General features: G+C 72.2%; 19 protein-coding genes. 4 read left to right on the top strand and 15 right to left on the bottom strand.

Annotated features, from left to right (window positions below):
• Positions 1 to 86: 86 nt before the first annotated feature.
• The 9 genes from trxA to K7957_RS00885 form a co-directional block, all read right to left on the bottom strand.
• A complete protein-coding gene (trxA, locus tag K7957_RS00925; protein ID WP_132910589.1) occupies positions 87 to 410 on the bottom strand; it encodes a thioredoxin TrxA in 324 nt (107 codons plus the stop codon).
• A 48-nt stretch (positions 411 to 458) separates the two neighbouring features.
• Positions 459 to 3932, bottom strand: a complete 3474-nt coding sequence (addA, locus tag K7957_RS00920) for a double-strand break repair helicase AddA (protein WP_223010132.1) — start codon at positions 3930 to 3932, stop codon at positions 459 to 461.
• Entirely contained in the window at positions 3907 to 6903 is a 2997-nt protein-coding gene (gene addB / locus K7957_RS00915; protein ID WP_223010131.1) for a double-strand break repair protein AddB, read from the bottom strand. The genes addA and addB overlap by 26 nt, the downstream gene beginning before the upstream one ends.
• Positions 6896 to 7651, bottom strand: a complete 756-nt coding sequence (locus tag K7957_RS00910; protein WP_343228258.1) for a nucleotidyltransferase family protein — start codon at positions 7649 to 7651, stop codon at positions 6896 to 6898. Before K7957_RS00910 ends, addB begins: the two co-directional genes overlap by 8 nt.
• Positions 7648 to 8625, bottom strand: coding sequence for an aminoglycoside phosphotransferase family protein (locus K7957_RS00905; RefSeq protein WP_223011056.1), 978 nt, complete (start codon positions 8623 to 8625; stop codon positions 7648 to 7650). Before K7957_RS00905 ends, K7957_RS00910 begins: the two co-directional genes overlap by 4 nt.
• Positions 8622 to 9086, bottom strand: a complete 465-nt coding sequence (gene tsaE / locus K7957_RS00900) for a tRNA (adenosine(37)-N6)-threonylcarbamoyltransferase complex ATPase subunit type 1 TsaE (RefSeq protein ID WP_223010130.1) — start codon at positions 9084 to 9086, stop codon at positions 8622 to 8624. Before tsaE ends, K7957_RS00905 begins: the two co-directional genes overlap by 4 nt.
• On the bottom strand, positions 9083 to 11419 hold the full coding sequence (locus tag K7957_RS00895) for a sensor histidine kinase (RefSeq protein ID WP_223010129.1): 2337 nt from the start codon (positions 11417 to 11419) through the stop codon (positions 9083 to 9085). Before K7957_RS00895 ends, tsaE begins: the two co-directional genes overlap by 4 nt.
• A gap of 183 nt (positions 11420 to 11602) precedes the next feature.
• Positions 11603 to 13102 (bottom strand): adenosylhomocysteinase, encoded by a 1500-nt coding sequence (gene ahcY / locus K7957_RS00890; protein WP_246616597.1) that lies wholly within the window; start codon positions 13100 to 13102, stop codon positions 11603 to 11605.
• 72 nt (positions 13103 to 13174) lie between these two features.
• Positions 13175 to 13735 carry a YqgE/AlgH family protein gene (locus K7957_RS00885; RefSeq protein ID WP_223010127.1) on the bottom strand — a complete coding sequence of 187 codons (561 nt, stop codon included), beginning with the start codon at positions 13733 to 13735 and terminating at the stop codon, positions 13175 to 13177.
• Positions 13736 to 13833: 98 nt separating this feature from the next.
• On the opposite strand from K7957_RS00885, the gene K7957_RS00880 reads away from it, so the two are divergent.
• From K7957_RS00880 to K7957_RS00870, 3 genes are all read left to right on the top strand, one after another.
• Positions 13834 to 14313 (top strand): peroxiredoxin, encoded by a 480-nt coding sequence (locus K7957_RS00880; RefSeq protein ID WP_223010126.1) that lies wholly within the window; start codon positions 13834 to 13836, stop codon positions 14311 to 14313.
• Positions 14314 to 14574: 261 nt separating this feature from the next.
• Positions 14575 to 16005: an AMP nucleosidase gene (locus tag K7957_RS00875; protein ID WP_223010125.1), complete on the top strand. Its 1431-nt coding sequence runs from the start codon at positions 14575 to 14577 to the stop codon at positions 16003 to 16005.
• Positions 16006 to 16080: 75 nt separating this feature from the next.
• A complete protein-coding gene (locus tag K7957_RS00870) occupies positions 16081 to 16695 on the top strand; it encodes a hypothetical protein (RefSeq protein ID WP_223010124.1) in 615 nt (204 codons plus the stop codon).
• 60 nt (positions 16696 to 16755) lie between these two features.
• Here K7957_RS00870 and K7957_RS00865 read toward each other — a convergent pair whose 3' ends face one another.
• Genes K7957_RS00865 through K7957_RS00850 form a run of 4 tightly spaced genes read right to left on the bottom strand, consistent with a single transcriptional unit; the run spans position 16756 to position 19728 of the window.
• The gene (locus K7957_RS00865; protein WP_223010123.1) at positions 16756 to 17325 is read right to left on the bottom strand and encodes a GNAT family N-acetyltransferase; all 570 of its coding nucleotides are present in this window, start codon (positions 17323 to 17325) and stop codon (positions 16756 to 16758) included.
• Positions 17322 to 18113 (bottom strand): LysR family transcriptional regulator, encoded by a 792-nt coding sequence (locus tag K7957_RS00860; protein ID WP_223010122.1) that lies wholly within the window; start codon positions 18111 to 18113, stop codon positions 17322 to 17324. Before K7957_RS00860 ends, K7957_RS00865 begins: the two co-directional genes overlap by 4 nt.
• Complete coding sequence (gene apaG / locus K7957_RS00855; protein ID WP_223011055.1) at positions 18110 to 18508, bottom strand: Co2+/Mg2+ efflux protein ApaG; 399 nt, start codon at positions 18506 to 18508, stop codon at positions 18110 to 18112. Before apaG ends, K7957_RS00860 begins: the two co-directional genes overlap by 4 nt.
• Before the next feature lie 14 nt (positions 18509 to 18522).
• Positions 18523 to 19728 (bottom strand): trans-sulfuration enzyme family protein, encoded by a 1206-nt coding sequence (locus K7957_RS00850; RefSeq protein WP_223010121.1) that lies wholly within the window; start codon positions 19726 to 19728, stop codon positions 18523 to 18525.
• Between the two features lie 196 nt (positions 19729 to 19924).
• Between K7957_RS00850 and K7957_RS00845 the strand changes: the two genes are divergently transcribed.
• Positions 19925 to 21166, top strand: a complete 1242-nt coding sequence (locus tag K7957_RS00845; protein ID WP_223010120.1) for a glycosyltransferase family 39 protein — start codon at positions 19925 to 19927, stop codon at positions 21164 to 21166.
• A gap of 178 nt (positions 21167 to 21344) precedes the next feature.
• On the opposite strand, the gene leuB is transcribed toward K7957_RS00845, so the two are convergent.
• Both leuB and recO read right to left on the bottom strand, forming a co-directional pair.
• Positions 21345 to 22397 (bottom strand): 3-isopropylmalate dehydrogenase, encoded by a 1053-nt coding sequence (gene leuB / locus K7957_RS00840; protein WP_246616596.1) that lies wholly within the window; start codon positions 22395 to 22397, stop codon positions 21345 to 21347.
• A 28-nt stretch (positions 22398 to 22425) separates the two neighbouring features.
• The gene (recO, locus tag K7957_RS00835; RefSeq protein ID WP_223010118.1) at positions 22426 to 23157 is read right to left on the bottom strand and encodes a DNA repair protein RecO; all 732 of its coding nucleotides are present in this window, start codon (positions 23155 to 23157) and stop codon (positions 22426 to 22428) included.
• Between the last annotated feature and the right edge of the window lie 117 nt (positions 23158 to 23274).

The raw sequence follows: 23274 nt of genomic DNA, 5'->3' as shown, positions 1-23274 counted from the left end.
CCTGAAACGCCGTTGCCCGCGCCTATCCCTAGGCGCGGGCAACGGGAGCCGGGAGACCGGGCTGACCCGGTCCGGCGATCAGCCGCTCAGGCGAGCTCGCCCTCGAGCCACGACTTGATACGCCCCTTGGGCTCGGCACCGATCTTGGTCGCGGCCGGCGCGCCGCCCTTGAACAGGATCATCGTCGGGATGCCGCGCACGCCGTAGCGGCCCGGCGCGTCGGGATTGTCGTCGATGTTGAGCTTGGCGATCGTGACCTGCTCGCCCAGCTCCTCGCTGATCTCCTCGAGCGAGGGCCCGATCATCTTGCACGGTCCGCACCACTCGGCCCAGAAATCCACCAGCACCGGCTTGTCCGCCTGGAGCACATCGCTCTGGAAGCTGGCGTCGGTGATCGTCTTGGTGGCCATCGTGTTTCTCCTTCGTTGCCCCCTAGCTAGGGCGCGACACGCCTGCGCTCAACCGCTCAGTCCCAAGCTTTGCTCCGGCCCCGCCAAGCGCCGCTTGACTGGGGCGAGCTGTTCCTCGGGCAGCACGATCAGCCGGGCCGCCGCGGTGTAGAGCAGCGCGGCCTCGACCCGCGCCCCTGGCACGATCACCTCGAGCGCGGCGACGTAGGCGGCCATCTGGCGCAGGTGGTAGTCGGGCACGTCCGCCGCGCTCGCCGGAGCCGCGCGCGACGACTTGTAATCGATCACGCGCACGACGCCGTCGCCGAGCAGCAGCCGATCGACCGTACCCGAGATCACGCGACCCGAGGGTAGCGTCGCGCTGATCGGCGCCTCCGCGAGCGAGTCCGGTCCGAACAGGGGCGCGAGCGCGGGATCGTCGAGCACCGCGAGCACCGCCGCGACCAGCGGCGCCGGTTCCGCGACGCCGCGCTGGGCGAGCCAGGCGGCCGCGGCGTCGGCGCGACGCTCGGGCGCGAGCGGGGGCAACCGCTCGAAGAGAGCGTGCAGCAGCCGCCCGCGCTCGGCCGCTGCGCTGGTAGCGGAGGTCGGCGGCGGGTCCGCGACCAGATCGTCGCCGATCGACGAGGGCGTGAGCGGGCGCGGCGGCTTGGCGTCCTCAGGCGCGGCGCGGTGCGCCCAGTCGGGCAGCGGCGCCGTGGGGGCGCTCGCCGACGCGGCGCGCCGGGGCGCGACGGGAGCGGCCGGCGCGTGGCCGAGGAACGTCCGCTCGCCCGCCTCCGCCGCCGCCGGAACGCCGAGCGAGTCGAGCGTGAGCGCGGTCGCGGCGTACCAGCTCGCCTCGGGTGCCACGCCCTGCCACTTCGCGCTGAGCGAGCCGGCGATCACCAGCCGCTCCTCGGCGCGGGTCGCGGCCACGTAGAACAGGCGCCAATGCTCCTCCCGCTCGCGCTGCTCCGCGGCGGCGAGCGCTTCGTCGATCGCGCCGGCACGCTCGGTCGCGCGCGGGCGAAAGACAGGGACGGCCAGCTCCATGTCGTCGGGCGTCCAGGCGAGCACCGATCGCGGCGTCGCATCGGGGTCCGCGGTGGCATCGGCGAGGATCACCAGCGGCGCCTGCAAGCCCTTCGCGCCGTGCGCGGTCATCACCCGCACCGCGTCGAGCGGCGCGGCGGCGTCGCGCACGATCTCGACCTCGTCGCGCTCGAACCAGTCGAGGAAGCGCTGCAGCGAGGGGGTCGAGTCGAGCTCGAAGTCGAGCGCGGCGTTGAGCAGCTCCTCGATCGGGTCGCGCGCCTCCTCGCCCAGCCGCGCCAGCAGCTTGCGCCGGCCGTCGAGCGGGCCGGACAGCAGCTGCTCGAGGAAACGATAGGGCGTGTCATAGTCGGCGCTGGCCAGCAGCGCGGCGATGGGCGAGACCGAATCGCCGAAGTGGCGCTGAAGATGCCGCCACAGCCCGCCGTCGCGCGGTACCGCGCGCGCCAGCAGCTCGTCCTGGGTCCAGCCGATCAGCGGCGAGACGAGCAGGCTGGCGAGGCTGAGATCGTCCTCGGGCTGGAGCACGAAGCGGATCGCCGCGAGCAGGTCCTGCACCGCGAGCGGCGCGGAGAGCCGGAGCCGGTCGACACCCGCCACCGGCACGCCCTCGGCGTAGAGCCGCGCGACGAGTAGCTGCGCGAGCTCGCCGCGGCGCTTGACCAGGATCATCACGTCCTCGGGCCGCAGCCCGCGTCCCTTGCTGCCGAGCAGCAGACCGCCGTCCTCGACCGGGCGCAGCCAGTCGCGGAGTTGGCGCGCGATGTTCGAGGCGTTTCGCCGCACGGCGTCGTCCGCCCAGCCCTCCTCGCCGTCCTCCTCGGCCTCGTCGGTCCCCGCGGCGATCGCCGGCATCAGCGTCACCGCGCCCGGTCCCGCGACCTGGCTGGCATGGACGGGGATGGTGTCGAGCGAGCCGAGTGAGTCGGCGCCGAGCTGCCCGATCGCGGCGTCGACGAACTCGAGAACCGGCGCGGTCGAGCGGAAGGACTCGGTCAGGGAGAGCCGGTCGAACGGCAGGCCGCGCTCGTCGTCGGGCATGTCGTCGCTGCCGGCCACCTCGCCCGCCTTGCGCTGGAAGTGGCGCTCCGCGGCGAGGAAGGTGAAGGGATCGGTGCCCTGGAAGCCGAAGATCGCCTGCTTCAGGTCGCCCACGGTGAACAGCGTCCGCACCGAGGGCGCGAAGACGCCGCGGCCGACGAAATATTCGTCCACCAGCGCGCGCACGATCGTCCATTGCGCGACGTTGGTGTCCTGCGCCTCGTCGACCAGGACATGCTCGGTCTGCTGGTCGAGCTTGTAGCGGATCCACTCGCCGATGCCGTCCTGCTGGAGCAGCGCGACCGCGGCGCCGATCAGGTCGTCGAAGTCGACCGCACCGGCGCGGCGCTTCGCGGCGGCATAGCCGCGCGCATAGTCGCGCCCGACCTCGAGCGCGGTGCCGAGCAGGTCGGCGTAAGCGGCGCGGCTGCGCAGCAGCAGCAGCTCGCCGCACCAGCCGTGGAGGCGCAGCGCGTGGTCGGCGTAGTCCGGATCGGCGGGGGCGCGACCCTTGCCGAACGACTGCGGCTCGCCGTCCTTCCGCGCCCACACGAGGTGGAGCGTGTCGAGCGTGGCGGCGCGCTCGGAGGGCGCGGCGGCGAGCCAGGCGCCGATCGCCTCGGCCCGCTCGACGCCGCTCTTGGTGCCCCAGCCGCGGTTGAGTGCGGCGAGCCGGTCGAGCGCGGCGCGGTCGACGCGGTCGTCGCCGCAGGCGTCGTGGACGTGCGAGTCGAGATCGCCGAGCGGCACGCCGAGCTGGCCGCGGATGAAGGGTGCGACGCCGCTGGGCAGCGCCTCCAGCGCGGCACCGGCGCGCGCGCAGGCGACGAGGAACTGTTCCGCGCCCTGCTCGCCGAGTCGCAGGCTGAGCCGACCGATCGTGTCGACCGGGCCGGCGCGGCCTGCCCGCTCGGCGTCGACCAGCAGGTCCGACAAGGCCTGGCGCCGCAGCAGCGCCTCCTCGCGCGGCTCGATCGGGCGGAAGCCCGGCACCAGCCCGGCCTCGATCGGGAAAGTCGCGAGCAGCCCCTGGCAGAAGCCGTGGATCGTCAGGATCCGCAGCCCCCCGCCCGGCGCGTCGAGGACCTTGGCGAACAAGGTACGCGCGCGCGCGACCAGCGCGGGCGTGGTGCGCTCGCCGAGCGCGAGCAGGTCGGCGGCGAGCTCGGTCTCGTCCATCCGCACCCAGGCGGCGAGCTGGCGGTTGATCCGACCCGCCATCTCGGCCGCGCCCGCCTTGGTGAAGGTGAGACATAGGATCGCGCCGGGCTCGACGTCGCGCAGCAGCAGCCGGAACACGCGCGCGGCGAGCACCTGGGTCTTGCCCGTCCCCGCCGAGGCAGAGAGCCAGACATGCGCCTCGGGGCGGCTGGCGCGGAGCTGCTCCCCGCGCAGCACTGGCAGGGGCCCGACCGCGCGCTCAGCCACGCGCCTGCTCCCGACCATACCATTCGTCGCGGCGCATCAGCTGATCATACTCGGCGTAGGGCGCGAACTCGGGGTGGAGCTTGGCGGTGAAGGCCTCCTCGCCGGTGAGCCAGCGCGCCGCCGCCTCGGCGAAGCTCGCGCACGCGGCGGCGACGAAGTCGCCGGTCGGGATGCGGCCGCCCTTGCCGGCGGGATCGGCGGGCGAGCTGACCGAGCCGAAGCCATCGCCTTTCTTGGCGAGCGACCAATATTCGAACGCGGTCGCGTCGCCGCGGACACCGTCGAACCCACCCTGCTCCGCGAGCGCGCCGAGCAGCCCGAGCTGGAGGTTGAACCCGCCGCGCACCGCCGCCACCGAGGGGGCCTTGCCGGTCTTATAGTCGACGATCCCGAGACCACCGTCGGGCATGCGGTCGATCCGGTCGAAGCGGCCGTCGAGCGCGATGCCGGAGAGCTCGGCGCGGCCGCGGCCCTCGACCGCGAGCACCTCGCGCCCCTCCGCCCGATCGGCCAGCGTGCGCGCCGCGATCCACTCGAACGCGGCCACCAGCCGCGGCTGCCACAAGGCACGTAGCAGCGGGTGCGCCGCTGGATCTTGCAGCAGCAGCCGGGCGCGCGGCAGCAACGCGGCCGGGTCACAGCGATCGTCGCGCGCCCAGGCCTCGAGCACGGCATGGACCGCGGTGCCGCGCCACGCCGCGCTCGGGTCGGCGTCGACCGGGTCGAGCGGCAGCAGCTTGAGGATCCGGCGCGCGTAGAAGGCGTAGGGATCGGCCTTGAGCCGGTCGACCTCGGTCACCGAGATCGCGCGCGGGCGCAGCGCCGCGGGCGGCAGCGGCGCGGGGCGCGCGGCCGGGCGCGGCACGCCGCCGTGGTCGAGCGCGCGTGCCCAGTCGGCGAGCGCGGTCATGCGCGGGAAACGCTCGCCCGTCATCGCTTCCAGCCGCAGCCAGAAGCGCGAGGCAAGCGCGGGCGAGCGCTGGTCCCGCCGCGCGCGCGTGAGCAGCACGCGGGGCGCGCCGAGCGCCTGCGCGAAATCGTGCGCTGCCGTGCCGATGCCGCGCTCCAGCCCCGGCAGGCCGAGCTCGGCGCGGATGCGCGGCGCGAGCCACGGGTCGGGCGCAGGCAACCCGGGCCACACGCCCTCGCTGAGCCCGGACAGGATCATCAGGTCCGCGGATTGAAGGCGCGCCTCGATCAGCCCGTAAATGGCCAGCCGCGCGTGGCGCTCGCGCGGGAGCAGGCGGACCGCCGATTCGTCCATCAGCTGGCGCAGCATCGTCGCGAAACTGGCCGGCGTGACCTGTGCCGGACCGCGCGGCGCCTGTTCCTCCAGCGCGGCGAGCAGGTCGGCCGCGGCACGCCCGGCGACGCCGCGCCACGCCTCGTCGCCGGCGAGCCGCTGCGCCGCCTCGCGCAGACCCGCGACGAGCGCGGCCAGCGTCGTCTCGCCGTCGCCGAACACGCGCGCGGCCGGGTCGAGCAGCAGGCGCGCCTCGTGCCACCACTCGGCGGCGCGCGAGCGGACCGCGCGCTCGCGCTCGTTGCCCCCCGCGAGATGGCGGTCGATGCCGTCGAGCCCCGGACCCGGCCGCGGCCCGCGCAGCGCGCGGTCGAGCCGGCGCACGCCGTCGAGCCACGCCCCGCGCTCGGCACCCGCGCGGACCAGCGGGTGCTTGAGCAGGGTCAGCAGCGCCGTCGGCGCGAAGTCGTGCGCCGCCGCCTCGACGATCGCGGCGAGCAAGGTGCCCGGCGGCAGGATCGTCAGCGGACGCCCGGCGCTGTCGTCCACCTCGATGTTCCAGCGGCGGCAGTGTGCCGCGACGCGGCGCGCCAAGGCGCGGTCGGGCGTGACGAGCGCGGCGGTGCGGCCGGGCATCTCGACGGCCTCGCGCAGTTTCAGGGCGATCGCCTGCGCCTCCTCGGCCGGCGTGGCGAGCTCGACCGCCTCGACCCCGGCGAGCCGACGGTCGGCGGCGTCGAGCCGCGTCCATTTGCCGGTGAAGGCGGCGGGCGCGAGCGCGTTGGCGATGGCGCGGCCGCGCGCGGCGCCCGCGTCCTGCTCGCTCGCAGCGCCCCAGCGGGTGACCTCACCGCGGGCGGCGCCGATCCGCTCCAGCAACAGCTTGAGGTGGAACTGCGGGTGAACCTCGATCGCGCGGCGGCGCAGCCCGGTGACCGGGTCGGGACGGTGCGGGCCGAGCGCCTCCCATTCCTCCTCGGGAAGGTGCAGGTCGAGGTCGGCGAACACCACCGATCCTTCGGGCAGGCCCGCGACGACGCGCAGCAGCCGCGCCACCGCGGGCGCGGGATCGGTGATTCCCGCGGCGCAGACGAAGCGCGGCGGCGGCTCGTCACGCCACCGCGCCGCCTGGCGATCGAGTAGCTGCACCCGCCGCCACGCCGCGTCGACGCGGCCGAGCCGCTCGCGCTCCTGCGGCCAGCGGTCGAGCAGCAGCCGGAACAGCCGCAGCGACGCTTCCCAATGGTCCGACAGCCCCTCACCCGGATCGATCGCGGCCAGCCTCTCGGGCGGCACCTCCTCGACGATCAGCTGGTCGAGCGTGCGCGCGAGGTCGCCCGCGAGCCGCACCGCCTCCGCAGCGTCGACCGCGCGCCCGCTCCCGGCGCGCTCCTCGCTGACCAGCCGCGCGAGGATCATGCGGCGCTCGAGTGGATCGATCGCGGGCGGCAGCGGCGGCACCGCGTCGGCCGGGTCGAGCGCGGCGCCGATCGCCGCCTCCAGGTCGTCGCCGCCGAGCGCGACGATCCGCGGCAGCAGCAGCGCGCCGCCGCTGGCCCGCACGAAGGCGTCGGTGATCGCCAGGGCGGCGCGGTTGTTGGGCACCAGCACCAGGCCGCGCGCCAGCGCCATCCGGTCGGCACCGTAGCGGCGCAGCAGCCCCGCGACGAGCGCGTCGGCGAAGGCGCGATGCGCTGGGATCGAGTAGAGCCGCAGGCCGCGCTGGCGGCCGGGCGCCTCAGACATCGGCGAGCAGCGCCTCGGTGCGCGCGATCGCGCCCGGCACGTTCACCTCGGACCACAGTCCCTGGTGGACGAAGCCATAGGCGCGCCCGGCCTCGATCGCGCGGTTCCAGAAGAGGTTGGTCGAGAACGGCCCCTCGGGCCAGTCGCGGATCAGCGACGGCGCCATGATCTGCACGCCGGTATAGACGAACGGCGCCACCCGACCTGGCTTGCGCCGCCCCGTCACCCGCCCGTCGGGTGCGAGATGGAAGTCGCCCTGACCGCCGTGGTTGTGCGCGCGCGCGCACGGGACCATCAGCATCAGCGCGTCCATCCTCGCCTCGTCCCAGCGCGCGGCGAGCTGGCGGATCGCGTCGGTCGGCCCGTCGAGCCAGAAATTGTCGCTGTTCACGACGAGAAACGGCTCGTCACCGAGCAGCCGGCGCGCCTGCACCAGCCCACCCCCGGTCTCCATCAGCTGCGCGCGCTCGTCCGACACGATCACCTCGATGCCGCGCACGCGGTGGCGCAGATGCGCCTCGAGCGCGTCGGCGAGATAATGAACGTTGACGACCGCGCGCTCCACTCCGGCCGAGCGCAACCGGTCGAAGACATGGTCGAGCAGCGCGCGTCCGGCCACCTCGACGAGAGGCTTGGGCCGAGTCGCGGTGAGCGGCCGCATGCGCTTGCCGATCCCCGCCGCCATGACCATCGCGGTGCGCGGCACGCGTGCGCCGGGATCGGGGCGGATGTAGCGCGGGCGGGTCACGCGCGCGCGCCGGCGATCAGCATCGGATCACCGCGCAGCTCGGGCGGCAGGTTGTCCGCGAACCAGCGCGCCACCGGCGCCAGCACCGGCTGGCCGAGGTCGCGCTCGAGATAGCCCCAGACGCGCGGGCACAGCGCGGGGTAGCGCGGCTTGCCGTCGCGCTGCCACAGCCGCGTGAAGATGCCGATGATCTTGGCGTTCCGCTGCGCGCCGAGCACGTGATAGGCGTGCAGGAACGGATCTCCCTCGCCGGTCGCGGCGAGATAGCGCGCCAGCATCCGCTCCTCCAACGAGGGATCGACGTCGCGACGCGCGTCCTGCAGCAGCGAGACGAGGTCATAGGCCGGGTGCCCCGCCAGCGCGTCCTGGAAGTCGAGCAGGCCGAGCGACCGCCCGGCACCGACCAGCATCAGGTTCTCGGCGTGATAGTCCCGCAGCACGGTCACCGGCACCGCCGCCTCGGCGTGGCCGAGCACCTCGTCCCAGGCGGCGCGATAGCCCTCGACGTCGACCGTGGCGCGGATCGCGGGGCAGTACCAGTCGGTGAGCAGCGCCGCCTCGCGCTGCAGCTCGGCGCGATCATAGGCGCGCACCGCGGCGGCGGGGTGGCCGCGCAGGGCCACGAGCAGGTCGATCGCGGCCGCGTAGAGCGGCACCGCCGCCTCCGGGTCGGCGTCCGCCGTCTCGCGCAGCCGCTCGTCGCCGAAGTCCTCGAGCAGCACGAGCCCACGCTCGAGATCGACCGCGTGGACCGCCGGCGCCGCGAATCCGCGCTCGGCGAGCCAGCGCGCGACGTCGAGGAACGGGCGCGGGTCCTCGTGCGGCGGCGGCGCGTCCATCAGGATGCCGCGCCGCTCGCCCGCGACGACGCGGAAATAGCGCCGGAACGAGGCGTCGCCCGCGAGCGGGTCGATGCGCGCCTGGTGCCAGCCGTGGATGTCGAGAAAGGCCGCGGCGTCCGCCGGCGGCGTCATCGGGGTCGCCATCGCGCTCCCCAAGCGGGCGGCGCCGCCCAAGTCAAGCGCCGCGCGCCGTCCGGCTCGGTCGCGAGGGTGAGCGCCAGCGCGTCGGGCCAGCGCCCCACCCCACCTCGCTCGGGCCACTCGATCAGCAGCGCTGAATCGAGCCGCGCCTCGTCGAGGCCCAGTTCCTCTACCTCGGCGGGATCGTCGAGCCGATAGAGGTCGACGTGGAGCAGCGCCAGCGACACCTCGGGCGGCGCGTAGGGCTGGACGATCGCGAAGGTCGGGCTCGGCGCCTCCTCGGTGAGCCCGAGCGCCGCCAGCACGCCGCGCGCCAGGCTGGTCTTGCCCGCGCCCAGGCCACCCGACAGCGTCACCACGTCCCCGGCGCGGAGCAGCGGCGCGAGCTCAGCGCCCAGCGCCAGCGTCGCCGCGGCGTCGGCCAGCCGCAGCGATCCCCGCTCGACGCTCATCGCCGCGGAAGCTCGACCGTGATCAAGGTGCCCTCGCCCGGCTCGCTCACCAGCGTGATGATCCCGCCGTGCGCCTCGACGAACTGCTTGGCGAGCGGCAGCCCCAGCCCGAGCGCGCGCTCGCTGCCGGCGGAGACGCCGCTCTGCGCGAAACGGTCGAAGGCGCGCGCGGCAACGTCGGGCGACAGGCCCTCGCCGTCGTCGGACACGATGATCCGCGCATGCTTGGCGTTGCCATCGACGTGCAGCAGCACGCGCCCCTCGCTCCGCGCCGAGCCCACGGCATGGCGCAGCAGGTGCTCGATCACCTCGCGGATGCGCCGCGCGTCGCCGGTGAGCCGGCCGGCCGAGCGCTGCACCTCGATCGCGAGCTCGACGTGGTGGCGCTTGGCCGCGGCGCGCAGCGCGTCCGCCGCGGCGCGCGCCACCGCGGCGAGGTCGACGTCGCCGCGCTCGAGCGGGCGCGCCCCGGTGTCGGTCGAGGTCAGGTCGAGCACGTCGTCGATCAACAGTCCGAGCCGATCGACCGAGTCGAGGATCGCGTCGAGGTAGGCGGTCGCGTCGGGGGTCAGCTCACCGGCATAGCCGCCGTGCAGCATCTCGGCGAACCCGCTGATCGAGGTGAGCGGCGTGCGCAGCTCGTAGCTCATGTTGGCCACGAAGGCGGTCTTGACCCGGTCCGCCGCCTCGAGCGCGTCATTGCGGTCGCGCAGTGCCTGTTCCATCGCGCGACTGTCGGTGACGTCCAGCATCGTGAAGAGCGCATTGCCGTCGGGTAGCGGCACCGCGGCGAACTCGAAGTTGCGCCCGTCCGCCAGCGCGATATGCCCGGCGCGCTGCTGCCGCTCGACGGTGGCGACGCGGACCAGCTCGGCGATCGAGCGCGCGCGGCGCGGGTTGGAGAGCTTGGCCGCGACCTTCTCGGCGATGACGTCGACGCGGGGATGGCCGGTGAGAAACTCCTCGTCGAGATCCCACAACGCGCGAAAGCGATTGTTCCACAGCTGCAACCGCCCGTCCGCCGCGAAGACGCCGAGCGCCTCGAACAGGTTGTCGAAGGTGGCGGTGCGGACGCGCAGCAAGGTGTCGCGCGCACTGGCGAGCTGCACCTGCTCGGTACGGTCCTCGAAGATCAGCAGCAGCCCACCGTCGGGCAGCGGCTGCGCGACGACGCGCAGGTGCGTGCCGCCCGGAAGGTGCCAATTCTCCTCGGTCGCGCCCTCGGCGTCGACGAACCAGCCGCGCCGCTCCGCCTTCCATCCGGGAAAGTCGCGCACCTCGGGCACGCGATTGGCCTCGCGCATCCTTTCCAGCACGCGATCGAACTCGGGACGATCGGCGAGCCATTCCAGCCGCATCGCGAACATGCGGCGGAACGGCTGGTTGCAGAACACCAGGCTGCGATCGCGCCCGAACTGCGCCACGCCGGCGGAGAGCCGATCGAGCATCGCGCGCTGCGCCTCGGCGAAGCGGCGCTCACGCGTGTGGCTCTGCTCGAGCTCCTCGATGTCGATCGCATAGCCGGCGACGCCACCGACCGGCAGCGGCACGTCGTGGATCCGAAGCGAGCGGCGCGCCCCCCCGATCGTCGCGGGGAGCACACGCTGCTGCGGCCGACCCTCGGCGAGCGCCACCTCGGCGCCGGCGCTGGGACCACCCTGTCCCGAGCCGTCGACCAGCTCCAATCCGCGCCCGACCACGTCGGCGGCGTCACTGCCCTCCACCGCACTGACATAGGCCGAGTTGACGATCGCGATCCGCAGGTCGGTGTCGCGATACCACATCGGCAGCGGCGCCGCCTCGACCAGCCCGGTGAGCGCGTCGAAGGCGTCGGACAGCTCGGCATATTCAGCGCGCAGCCGGCGCCGCTCGCCCTCGCTGACCGTCGAATCGTAGAACCACAGCAGCACCGCGCTGCCGCGCCGCTCGCCCTGAACCGTCAGCGTGCGCTGGCCGTCACGCGCGTGCAGGCTGCGCGTGAAGCCGCGCGCCGAGCGCTGGCACGCCGACAGATCGCGCGCCATCGCCTCGGCGTCGGACGAGTCCATGCCCCAACCCGCCGCCTCCAGCTCCTGGAGATAGGACGGCACACCCGAGAGGCCGAGCCAGTCGGCGACCCGACGCGCCATCTCGACCCGACCGTCGGGATGGACCACGACCGGCTGCATCGGCGCTACCGCCAACAGAGCCTCGAGCGAGTCGCGTCCGCGGATTGCCCCGGCCGCCGCAGCGCGCGCGCGCAGGCCGAGCGCGAGCAGTACCGCCCCGGCCACCAGCAGCAGCGCCACGACGGTGCCGACGATCACCGCGGTAGCGGGCGCGATCGTGATCATGGACGCTGCACCATATCACGCAGGGACGGCATGTCCCGTGATTTAGCAAGCCCTTCGCGCGCGAAAAGCGGCTGGACGAGGAAATGCTGCGCAGGTGCGCGCCGCCTGATCCCTTCCACGATCACGTGAAAAGGGGCGGCACCTCGCGGCACCGCCCCTTTGATCTCGCGATCGCGACAGCAATCAGTAGCGATAATGATCCGGCTTGAACGGTCCGGCGACGGGCACGCCGATGTACTTGGCCTGCTTCTCGCTCAGCTGCGACAGCTGGACGCCCAGCTTCTCGAGGTGCAGCGCCGCGACCTTCTCGTCGAGGTGCTTGGGCAGGACGTAGACCTCGTTCTTGTAGGTCTCGCCCTTGGTCCACAGCTCGATCTGCGCCAGCGTCTGGTTGGTGAACGACGCCGACATCACGAACGACGGGTGGCCGGTCGCGCAGCCCAGGTTCACGAGGCGCCCCTTGGCGAGCACGATGATCTGCTTGCCGGCCCCGCCGTTCTCGGCTGGGAACTCGACCAGGTCGGTGCCCGGCTTCACCTCGGTCCACTTGTAGTTGGAGAGCGCGGCGATCTGGATCTCCGAGTCGAAATGGCCGATGTTGCAGACGATCGCCATCGGCTTCATCGCCTTCATGTGATCGGCGGTGATGACGTCGGCGTTGCCCGTCGCGGTGACGAAGATGTCGGAGCGCTTCACCGCTTCCTCCATCGTCACGACCTCATAGCCTTCCATCGCCGCCTGCAGCGCGCAGATCGGGTCGATCTCCGTGACGAGGACGCGCGCGCCGCCGTTGCGCAGCGACGCCGCCGAGCCCTTGCCGACGTCGCCGAAGCCAGCGACGGTGGCGACCTTGCCGGCCAGCATCACGTCGGTGGCGCGGCGGATCGCGTCGACCAGCGACTCCTTGCAGCCGTACAGATTGTCGAACTTGGACTTGGTCACCGAGTCATTGACGTTGATCGCCGGGAACGGCAGCTCGCCCTTCTTGGCGATCTCGTACAGGCGGTGAACGCCGGTGGTGGTCTCCTCCGACACGCCCTTCAGGTTCTTCACCGTCTCGGTCAGATAGCCCGGCTTATTGGCGATGAACGCCTTGACCGAGCGCTGGAACTCGACCTCTTCCTCGTTCTCGGGCTCGCCGAAGCTCTGGCCCGCCTCAAGCTTGGCGCCCCACAGAGCGAACATCGTCGCGTCGCCGCCGTCGTCGAGGATGATGTTGGCGGTCTGCCCGTTGCCGTCGTCCCAGTCGAAGATCGAGCCGACGTAATCCCAGTAATCGGCGAGCGTCTCGCCCTTCACCGCGAACACCGGGATGCCGGCGGCGGCGATCGCGGCGGCGGCATGGTCCTGGGTCGAGAAGATGTTGCAGGTCGCCCAGCGTACGTCGGCGCCGAGCGCGGTCAGCGTCTCGATCAGCACCGCGGTCTGGATCGTCATGTGCAGCGAGCCGGTGATGCGCGCGCCCTTGAGCGGCTGCGCGGCGCCGAACTCGTCGCGCAGCGCCATCAGGCCGGGCATCTCGGTCTCGGCGATCTTGATCTCGGCGCGGCCGAACTCGGCGAGGCCGATATCCTTGATGACGTAATCGTTGGTGTTGAGCGTGCGGTCAGACACTGGGGCGGTAGCCACGGCGTTGTCTCCAGACTGATAGGGCCGACCAAGGCGCCACGCACCGGTCGGCATCCGCGCGCCTTAACCCGCGGCGCGCCGCCGATCAAATATAAAGATATCTTTATATCGTTCCGCGAGAGCGGCTCAGCTGTGCCCGCTCTCGCTGGACAGCAGCCGTGGATCGACGCCCGCCGTAGCGAAGCCGCGTGTCCAGCGCCGCTCCACCGGCGTGTCGAACAGCATCTCAGGCGAGTCGGCGACGTTGAGCCAGCCGTGACGCGTCATCTCGGCGTCGAGCTGCCCCGGCGCCCATCCGGCGTAGCCGAGCGCGACCAGCCAGCGCGACGGGCCGTTCCCCGCCGCGATCGCGCGCAGCACGTCGAGCGTCCCCGACAGCGCCCAGCGGCCGGCGACGTCGAGCGTGTCATGGCCGCCCCAGTCGCTCGAGTGAAGCACGAAGCCGCGGCGTGTCTCCACCGGGCCGCCGAAATGAACGGGGGCGTCGGGCGCTTCGCCGGGCGCAATCTCGAGTTGTTCGAGCACGTCGTGCAGGCCGAGCCCGTTGACCACGGCCCCGACGCCGACACCGAGCGCGCCGCTCTCGTCGTGGCTGCAGATCGCGATCACCGAATGCTCGAAGCGCGGGTCACCGATCCCGGGCATGGCGAGCAGGAACTGCCCGGTGAGGTAATTGGCTTGCTCCATCGGAGCGAACTTAGAGCCTGCGGCCGCGCTTGCCAAAGCTTGAAATCACCCGCCCCGGCTGCGACACCCGAGCCACCCTCGTACTGGAGACCTGCCCCATGACGATCAGCGTCGGCGACACCCTGCCCTCCGTCCGCCTCACCAAGGTCACCGCCGACGGACCCGAGCCTGTCGACAGCGGCGACTATTTCAAGGGCCGCCGCGTCGCGCTGTTCGCGGTGCCGGGGGCCTTCACCCCGACCTGCTCGGCGCGCCACCTGCCGGGTTACCTCGACAAGGCGGAGGAACTGCGCGCCAGGGGCGTCGCCGAGATCGCCTGCACCGCGGTCAACGACGCCTTCGTTCTCGCCGCCTGGGCGAAGCAGAACGACGCCGAGGGCGTGACGATGCTGGCCGACGGCAACGGCGACTTCGCGAGCGCGCTCGGGCTCGAGATGGACGGCAGCAGGTACGGCATGGGCAAGCGCAGCCAGCGCTATGCCATGGTGGTCAACGACGGCGTGGTCGAGGCGCTCGAGGTCGAGGCGCCGGGCGAGTTCCGGGTGAGTTCGGCGGAGCATGTGCTGACGCTGCTGTAAGACTCGATACCTTTCCGCATGGCGGGGTCGTCGCCTGATGGGATCGCGCGCTCCACTATCGTCATCCCGGCCGTGAGCCGGAATCCAATCGTCCGCGAGAGCAACTCGAGCGGCTGTCGCGGCACCATGGATCCCGGGTCAAGCCCGGGATGACGGATGGTCGCGATGATCTCCGCGTGGGAACGGTGTCCTCATCACTCCCCGCCACGCCGGTGGATTGCGCGACTTGCCGCGGTCACACCGCAAATGTAACCGTCGGGAATGACAGCGAACGACATCGTACGGGAACTCGACCGGCTCTACACCGCGTCGGTCGACCGGCTCAAGGCGGCGATCTCCCTCTATATCGCGGAGGGCACGCCGCCCGCCGCCGAGACGCGGCGCGACGGCTCCTTCGCCTATCCCGAGATACGGCTCCGCTTCGCCGGCGGCGACGATCGTCCCACGCCGCTTCGCTCCTTCGGCCGGCTGGTCAGCCCCGGCGAATACCGCATCAGCGTCACCAAGCCAGCGGTCTTCGCCGATTACCTCAGCGAGCAGCTGACCCTCCTGATCGAAGATTATGACGTCACCGTCAGCGCCGTGGCCGGGACGCAGGAGATCCCCTTCCCCTATGTGATCGACGCCGGCCACGCGCTGAGCCTCGACACCGTCTCCGCCGCCGAGCTGGCGCGCTGGTTCCCGACCACCGAGCTCGCCTATATCGGCGACGAGATCGCCGACGGCCTCTGGGCCTCGATCGACGGCACGCGCCCGCTCGCGCTGTTCGACGGGTTGCGCACCGACTTCAGCCTGGCGCGGCTCCGGCATTACACCGGCACACCGCCCGAGCACGTCCAGCGCTACGTGCTGTTCACCAACTATCACCGCTACGTCGACGAGTTCGTGCGCTGGGGCGCGAGCCAGGTCGGCGGCGACAGCCGCTTCACCGCGCTCTCGGGGCCGGGCGGCGTGCTGTTCCAGGCCGGCGATGACCCGGCGCTACTCGACGACAGCGCGTGGCGGCGGCTGCAGATGCCGGCCTACCACCTGATGGCGGACGATCGCACCGGCATCACGCTCGTCAACATCGGCGTCGGCCCATCCAACGCCAAGACGATCTGCGATCATCTCGCGGTGATGCGGCCAGAGGCCTGGGTGATGATCGGCCATTGCGGCGGGCTGCGCCCCTCGCAGCGGATCGGCGACTATGTGCTCGCGCACGCTTACCTGCGCGACGATCACGTGCTCGACGACATGCTGCCGCCCGAGATCCCCGTGCCCGCCATCGCCGAAGTGCAGCAGGCACTCGCGCGCGCGGCCGAGACGGTCAGCGGGCAGACGGGCGACGCGCTCAAGCGGCGGCTGCGAACGGGCACGATCGTCACCACTGACGATCGCAACTGGGAGTTGCGCTATGCGCGCTCGGCACTGCGCTTCTCGCTCAGCCGCGCGGTCGCGATCGACATGGAGTCGGCCACGATCGCCGCGCAGGGCTATCGCTTCCGCGTGCCCTACGGCACCTTGCTGTGCGTGTCGGACAAGCCGCTGCACGGCGAGCTCAAGCTGCCGGGGCAGGCCAACCGCTTCTACGAGCGCGCGATCAGCGAGCATATGCGGATCGGAATCGAGACCTGCGAGGAACTGCGTCGCGAGGGGGCCAAGCTGCACAGTCGCAAGCTGCGCGCCTTCAACGAGCCGCCGTTCCGCTAAGTGCCCGCGAGTGCCTGGGAAACGAAGCGGCGGCCGCGCGTTACGCGGCCGTACCATTTCGCCAGGGAGCAGATGATGGCCGACGACAGCAGCGATACGCCGACCTCCGCGCCGGCACCGTCCAAGCCGGCGACGCCGCGCCGCCGCGCGCCGCGCAAGACCAGCGCGAGCGCGGCGAGCAAGCCGGCGACGAAGCGCAAGAGCGCGAGCGACACGCCCGCACCCAAGCGCCGCGCGGCGGCGAAGGCTGCACCCGGGTCGTCGACGCTCGAGCAGGCCGGCGAGACGGTGACCGCGGCGACCAAGAGCGTCGCGCGCACCGCCGGCGCGGCCCGCAAGCGCGCCACCCGCGCCGCCGCGGACACGCGCAAGAGCGCCACCCGCGGCACACGCGGCGCCGGCAAGGCGGTATCGCGTGCGACCGACAAGGTCGGTGGCAAATGGGGCGCGGCGGCGATCGCGGGCGGCGTGGCCGCGATCGGTGCGGCGGCGACCGCTGCGCTGCTGTCGCTGCGCGGCTCCACGCCGAAACAGCCGCCGCACCCGGCGCCGAAGCCGGAGGGCAAGGCGGGCGGCAAGTCGGAGGGCAAGCCCGGCGCGAAGCACGGCGGCGCGCACCAGCCCGACGGCACGGACTCGAGCAAGTCGTTCGAGGCCAAGATCGCGGACGAGAATACCGTCCCCGAGTGAGGCGCTAGCGATCGCGCCCCGGCGAACGCCGGGGCGCCGTCGGGGAGATCGCGACCCTCATCATGAAGATCCGCCCAATGAGCCCGGGCGCTGACCTTGCCTCGAAGGCCTTTCCACCCGCCACTCGTCGCGCAGCAGCCCCCACAATATTGTGTCGCGCACGCCGATATGCGTCTCCCACTCGGCGCGGAGCAGCCCCTCGCGCCGGAACCCGAGCGACTCGAGCAGGCGGTTGGAGCCGGCGTTGTCGGGATCTGTGTCGGCGAACACGCGTCGATAGCCCTCAGTGAACAGCCGGTCGATCACGGCGCCGACCGCCTCGCGCGCATAGCCTCGCCCCTGCGCCGCGGGCACCAGCAGGTAGCCGATCTCGACCACGCCGGCGCGCCTCTCACCCGCCGCGACGAAGCCGATCGCGACGTCGTCGCCCGCGCGCGTGATCGCCCAACTGCGCCAGACGCCGTCGTCGCGCGCGATGAAACGCTCGCGCAGCGCCGCGACCGACTCCGCCGGCGCGTGCGACCACCAGGTCATCGCCGCCGCGTCGCCCATCGCGGCGAAGAGCGCCTCGGCGTCGTCGGGCACGCGCGCGCGGAGCACCAGCCGCGCGGTCGCGAGCCGCGGCGTCACCCGGCGAGCGCCTCGACCAGCGCCTGCACCTTGCGCTGGCGCCACTGCGGGGTCGGCGCGATCAGCCAATAACCGAGCCGCGACAGCGTCGCCTCACCGACCGTGACCAGCCGCCCCGCGGCGATGTCGCGCGTCGCGAGCAGCTCGGGGACGGTGGCGCGACCCAGCCCCGCGGCGGCGGCGTCGATCGCCAGGCCGGCGTCACCGACGCGCACCTGCGCCGTACTCTCGCCCTGCGGGGCGCCCGGCCAATGGATTACCGTGGCAGCGCCACCGCCCGCCCGCTCGACCGTGACCAGTCCCTCGCTCTCGATCGCCTCGCCCTCGAGCGCACCGGGACCCTCGCCCCAGCGGATCGCGAGGTCGAGGTTGGCCTCGGTGAAATCGACGTTGTCGTCCGCGGCGACGAGCGCGAAGCGCAGCTCGGCGTCACTCGCCGCGATCTCGGCGAGGCGGGGCAGCAGCCACTTCTCGGTCACGTCGCGCGGCGCCGCGATCGTCAGCGACTTGGACGACTGACCCGCCTGCATCGCGCGCACCGCTTCCTCGAACTCGAGGAAGCCCTGTCGCAGCGGCGCGAGCCCGGCCTCGCCCTCAGGGGTCAGCTCCAGCCCCTTGGTGGTGCGACGGAACAGCACCACGCCCAAGGTATCCTCCAGGGCGCGGATCTGCTGGCCGACCGCGGCGGGAGTCACCGCCAGCTCGTCGGCGGCGCGGGTGAAGGAGAGATGGCGCGCCGCGGCGTCGAGCACGCGCAGCCCGTTGAGCGGCAGGTGGGTGCGCTTCACTCCGCCACCGCCGGCGCGGTCAGCGCGAAGCGCGGGATAGCGACGTCGAACAGCTGCCCATTCTCGGCGATCATGCGGTAGCTACCTTGCATCGCCCCGCTCGGCGTGGCGAGCGGGCAGCCCGAGACATAGTCGTAGCTCGCGCCGGGAGCGATCAGCGGCTGCTCGCCGACGACGCCCTCGCCCTCCACGGTATGGCGCGCGCCGTTGCCGTCGGTGATCACCCAGTGGCGCGTGAGAAGCTGCACCGCGCCCGCGCCGTCATTCTCGAGACGAATGTGATAGGCCCAGAACCACCGCCCGCGCGCCGGCTCGGACTGTTCAGGCAGGTAGCTGACCGACACGCGCACCGTCACGGTGCCGGTCGTCGCGGCCAGCGGGAACAGCGCCTCCATCCCGATCGCGCCGCTCATAGACCGACCTGTCGCAGCGCCTGGTCGAGGTCGTCGATCAGGTCGCGGGGATCCTCGAGCCCGACGTTGAGGCGGAGCAGCCCCTCGGTGACGCCCATCTCGGCGCGCGCCTCGGGCGAGACGCCGTAATGGGTGGTCGAGGCGGGATGGGTCATCAGCGAGCGCGAGTCGCCGATATTGTTGGAGATGTCGATCAGCCCCAGCGCGTTGAGCAGCGCGTGCGCCTGGGCGCGATCGGCCACCTCGAACGCGAAGATCGGCCCCGCCGCCGCCATCTGCGCCATCGCCAGCGCGTGCTGCGGGTGGCTCGACAGTCCCGGATGGAGCATGCGCGGCACGCGGCCTTCTAGGAACTGCCCGACCGCGACCGAATTCTCCGACTGGCGCCGGATGCGCAGGTCGAGCGTCTCCAGCCCCTTGAGCACGACCCAGGCGTTGAAGGCACTCAGCGTGGGACCGGTGTTGCGCGTGAAGGGTAGGAGGGTGTTGGTGACGAAATCCTGGCTGCCGCACACCGCGCCGGCGAGCACGCGCCCCTGTCCGTCCATCATCTTGGTGGCGGAGTAAGCGACCACATCGGCGCCGAACTCGAGCGGGCGCTGCAGCGCCGGCGTGGCGAAAGCGTTGTCGACGACGCTGACGATGCCGCGCTCGCGCGCGATGCCGCACACGGCGCGCAGGTCGACCACGTCCATCGTCGGGTTGGCCGGCGTCTCGAAGAAGAAGACCTTGGTGTTCGGGCGCACCGCCGCCTCGAATGCGCCCGCGTCGCGCGCGTCCACGGTCGTGGTCTGGATGCCGAAGCGCGGCAGCAGGGTGTCGACGAGCCAGCGGCACGATCCGAAAGCGGCGCGACCGGCGACGACATGGTCGCCCTGCTGGAGCTGGCACAGCAGCGCCGCTGTCATCGCCGCCATGCCGGTCGCCATGGTGCGGCACGCCTCGGCGCCCTCGAGCAGCGCGATCCGCTGCTCCAGCATCTCCACCGTCGGGTTCTGCAGGCGGGAATAGGTCATCCCCTCCTGCTCGCCGGCGAAGCGCGCCGCGGCGTCCTCCGCGCGGTCATAGCTATAGCCCGAGGTGAGGAAGATCGCTTCCGAGGTCTCGCCGAACTCGGAACGTGCGGTGCCGCCGCGCACCGCGAGGGTGGCGGGGCGCCAATGCTGGGTGACCGACCGGTCCTGTCCGCTGCGCCGCTTCATGGCGGCACGCTTTGCCCCCCGCGCGCCGCTGAGACAAGGGGCAGCCGGCGGATAGGCTTGTCGCGGCGCCGGCGCTGCCGCAAGGAAGGAACGGAACGGCAGCCCAAGTTCCTGCGCACGCAGGAACCCAGGGTCATAACCCGCCACGCTCGCGTCCCTGGGCTCCTGCGTGCGCAGGAGCACAACTGGGGAAAAGATGCCCGCGCGCGACGAGACGGAGACGCCCCCACGACCCTGGCTGCTCGCGCTGGCAGTCGCGCTCGCGTCGGAGCTGTTGTTCCTGTTCCGCTTGGCCATACCCGACAAGCCGGTGTTCGACGAGGTCCACTATCTTCCCGCGGCGCGCGCGCTGCGGGACCTCACCGGGCCGGCCAATATCGAACACCCGCTGCTAGCCAAGGAGCTGATCGCGCTGGGACTGCGGCTGTGTGGCGACACGCCGCTCGGCTGGCGGATCATGTCGACGTTCGCGGGGAGCGCGACCGTCGCGGGGGTATTCGCGCTGACCTGGCTGCTCACCGGGCGTACCCGCGCCGCGCTCACCGGCGCGCTCCTCTCGGTGCTGGGCTTCACGGTCTATGTCCAGGCGCGGATCGCGATGCTGGACACGTTCCTGCTCGCCTTCCTGCTGTGGGGGATCGTCCTGCTCTCCGCCGCGATGCGCGACGGCAGCGCCGCGCGCTGGACGGCGGGCGCGGCGCTGCTTGGGCTGGCCACCGCGTGCAAATGGGTCGCTGCGCCCTACGTGGCGGCCGCTGCGGTGACCTTCGTGCTGATGAAGCGCGAGCGGCCAGGGCGCTGGCCGGGCCTCGGCGCGGTGCGCGCGCTGGCGCTGCTGGGCGGCGTCTCGGTGACGGTGTACTTCCTCACCTTCCTGCCCGCCTTCTCCTACGCGAGCGAGCCGATGACGCTCGCGCGGCTGCTGCCGTTCCAATGGGACATGTACCTGCGGCAGACACAGACGCTGCCGCATCACACCTATCAGTCGAGCTGGTGGACCTGGCCGCTGCTGATTCGCCCGATCTGGTACCTGTACGAGCCGGTCGACGGCGCGCAGCGCGGCATCCTGCTGCTCGGCAACCCGGCGGTAATGTGGGGCGGGTTGGCCGCAGTGGCGGCCTGCTACTGGGGATGGGTTAAAATAGGCTCGGCGCGGCTGCTCGCGCCCGCGGTGCTGTGGACCTTCGCGGTCGGCATCTTCGCGGTGATCCCCAAGTCGCTGGGCTTCTATTACTATTACTATCCGGCGAGCGTCTTCCTCAGCGTCGCGTTGGCGGTGGCGCTCGACCATTGGCGCGAGCGGCTGGGATGGTGGGACGAGGCGTACCTGCTGCTGGCGCTCGCGCTGACGCTCTACTTCCTGCCGGTGCTCACCGCCGCGCCGCTCGCACACGCCGCCGCATTCCACCGCTGGACCTGGTTCGCCAGCTGGGTGTGAGAGGTTAGCGTGGCTGGCGCGGGGTTCTCTCACCTCGCGTCATCCTGAGCTTGTCTCAGGATCCACTGTGCCGCAGGCGCCGCCGCCGCGGACACGGCGGCAAGGTGGATCCTGAAACGAGTTCAGGATGACGCCAGTAGAAGGGTAAGCGCGAGATAACAGCCTTGAACCCCCACCCTCACAGGGCCGCCAGCACCGCGTCTCCCATCGCCACCGTGGTCGCGTCGCCGCCCATGTCGGGCGTACGCAGCCCGCGCGTCAGCGCCGCGGCGACCGCGGCCTCGACACGATCCGCCGCCGCGTCCTGCCCGAGCGAGTGACGCAGCAGCATCGCCGCCGACAGGATCGCGGCGCAGGGATTGGCCTTGCCCTGCCCCGCGATATCGGGGGCGGAGCCGTGGATCGGCTCGTACAATCCCTTGCCCGCGCCATCCAGCGCGGCCGAGGGCAGCATGCCGATCGAGCCGACGCACATGCTCGCCTGATCGGAGAGGATGTCGCCGAACAGATTGCCCGTCACGATCGTGTCGAACGCGCCCGGCTCGCGCACCAGCTGCATCGCCGCATTGTCGACGTACATGTGCGTCAGCTCGACCTGCGGATAGTCCGCGGCCACCTCGATCACCACGTCGCGCCACAGCTGCGAGGTCTCGAGCACGTTGGCCTTGTCGATCGAGCAGAGCTTGCCGCGCCGCCTCGCTGCCGTCTCGAAGCCGACGCGCGCGATACGGCGCACCTCGTCCTCGTCGTAGCGCATCAGGTCATGCCCCTCGCGCCTGCCCTCCGGCGTCGTGCCGCGTCCCTTGGCGCCGAAATAGACGTCGCCGTTGAGCTCGCGCACGATCACCAGGTCGATCGCTCGCGCCACCTCGGGCTTGAGCGTCGAGGCATCCTCCAGGCCGGGGAAGATCCGCGCCGGGCGGAGATTGGCGAAGGTGCCGAGATGCTTGCGGATGCCGAGGATCGCCTGCTCGGGCCGCAGCGCGCGCTCGAGCGAGTCGAACGCCGGATCGCCCACCGCGCCGAACAGCACCGCCGCGGCGCGATCGGCCAGCGCCAGCGTCTCGGGCGGCAGCGGGTGGCCGCTGCCACGATAGGCGGCGCCGCCCACGGGCGCCTCCTCGAAGGCGAGGCCGAGGTCGAGCGCCTCGAGCACGCGGCGCGCCTCGCGCGTCACTTCGGGGCCGATGCCGTCGCCGGGCAGGATCGCGATCAGGGTGGAGTCGGTCATGCCGCACCGCATGGCGCGGCGCGCGCGCTCACGCAACCGCCCGCGCGAGCCGCGCCACCAGCCGCTCCCGCGCGGCGAGCAGGTCGCGGCGGCGGTCGACCAGCACGTCGCGCGCGAGGAAATGCACGGTGAGCGCCAGCGCGGCGAACACCTCGTCCCATGTCGCCGCACCGCCCGACAGCAGGAAGGGCGGCAGCGCGAGCAAGCGCGTCTCATAGCCGAGCGCGCCCGCGCGACTCACCGCGGCGCCGCTGCGCGGGCTGACATAGGCGAGCTCGTCCCGCGCGCCGGTGACGGTACAGGCGCTCAGATCGAGTCCGAAGCCGAGTTCGGCCAGCAGCAGCAGCTCGTAGCGAGCGACGCTGCCCGCCCAGCCCTGCGCGCTCGGAGCCGCCTCGATCGCGTCGAACACCGCGGCGAGCGCGTCGTGCAGCCGCGGATAGGGCTGCGCCTCGGGCAGGGCGCCGGCCGTGAGCGCGCACAGCCACTCGATCGCGGCGGCAGGCAGCGGCTGGGCGAAGAGCGGCGCGCGGCTATGCACCAGCTCGACGGTGAGCGCGGCGAGCTGCTCGTCACTGCGCGCGCGCCAGTCGCCGCGCACGATATTGCCGGGCTGGAGCGAGGGACGCAGGCGGCGCGAGTGACCGCCGCGGACGAAGCCCGGACGCACCCCGTCGTCGCGGGTGAAGCCGCGCACCACCGCGCCGTGCTCGCCGTGCGCGCGGGCGGAGAGGACCAAGGCGTCGGCGGCGAGGTGCATGATTCGACCATAACCACGAAGTCGGCCGCCCGCACCGGGCGCGTGTGAGGTTGCCTCGCTTACCCGGACGACCCGGTGCGGCGAGATCGCGCGCACGCGTGCGCCCATCGCGGATCG

Source organism: Sphingomonas yunnanensis (assembly GCF_019898765.1).
In the GTDB taxonomy this organism is placed as follows: Bacteria; Pseudomonadota; Alphaproteobacteria; order Sphingomonadales; family Sphingomonadaceae; genus Sphingomonas; species Sphingomonas yunnanensis.
Note: the sequence above shows the minus strand (reverse complement) of the source record. Positions and strands in the feature narration are given on the sequence as shown.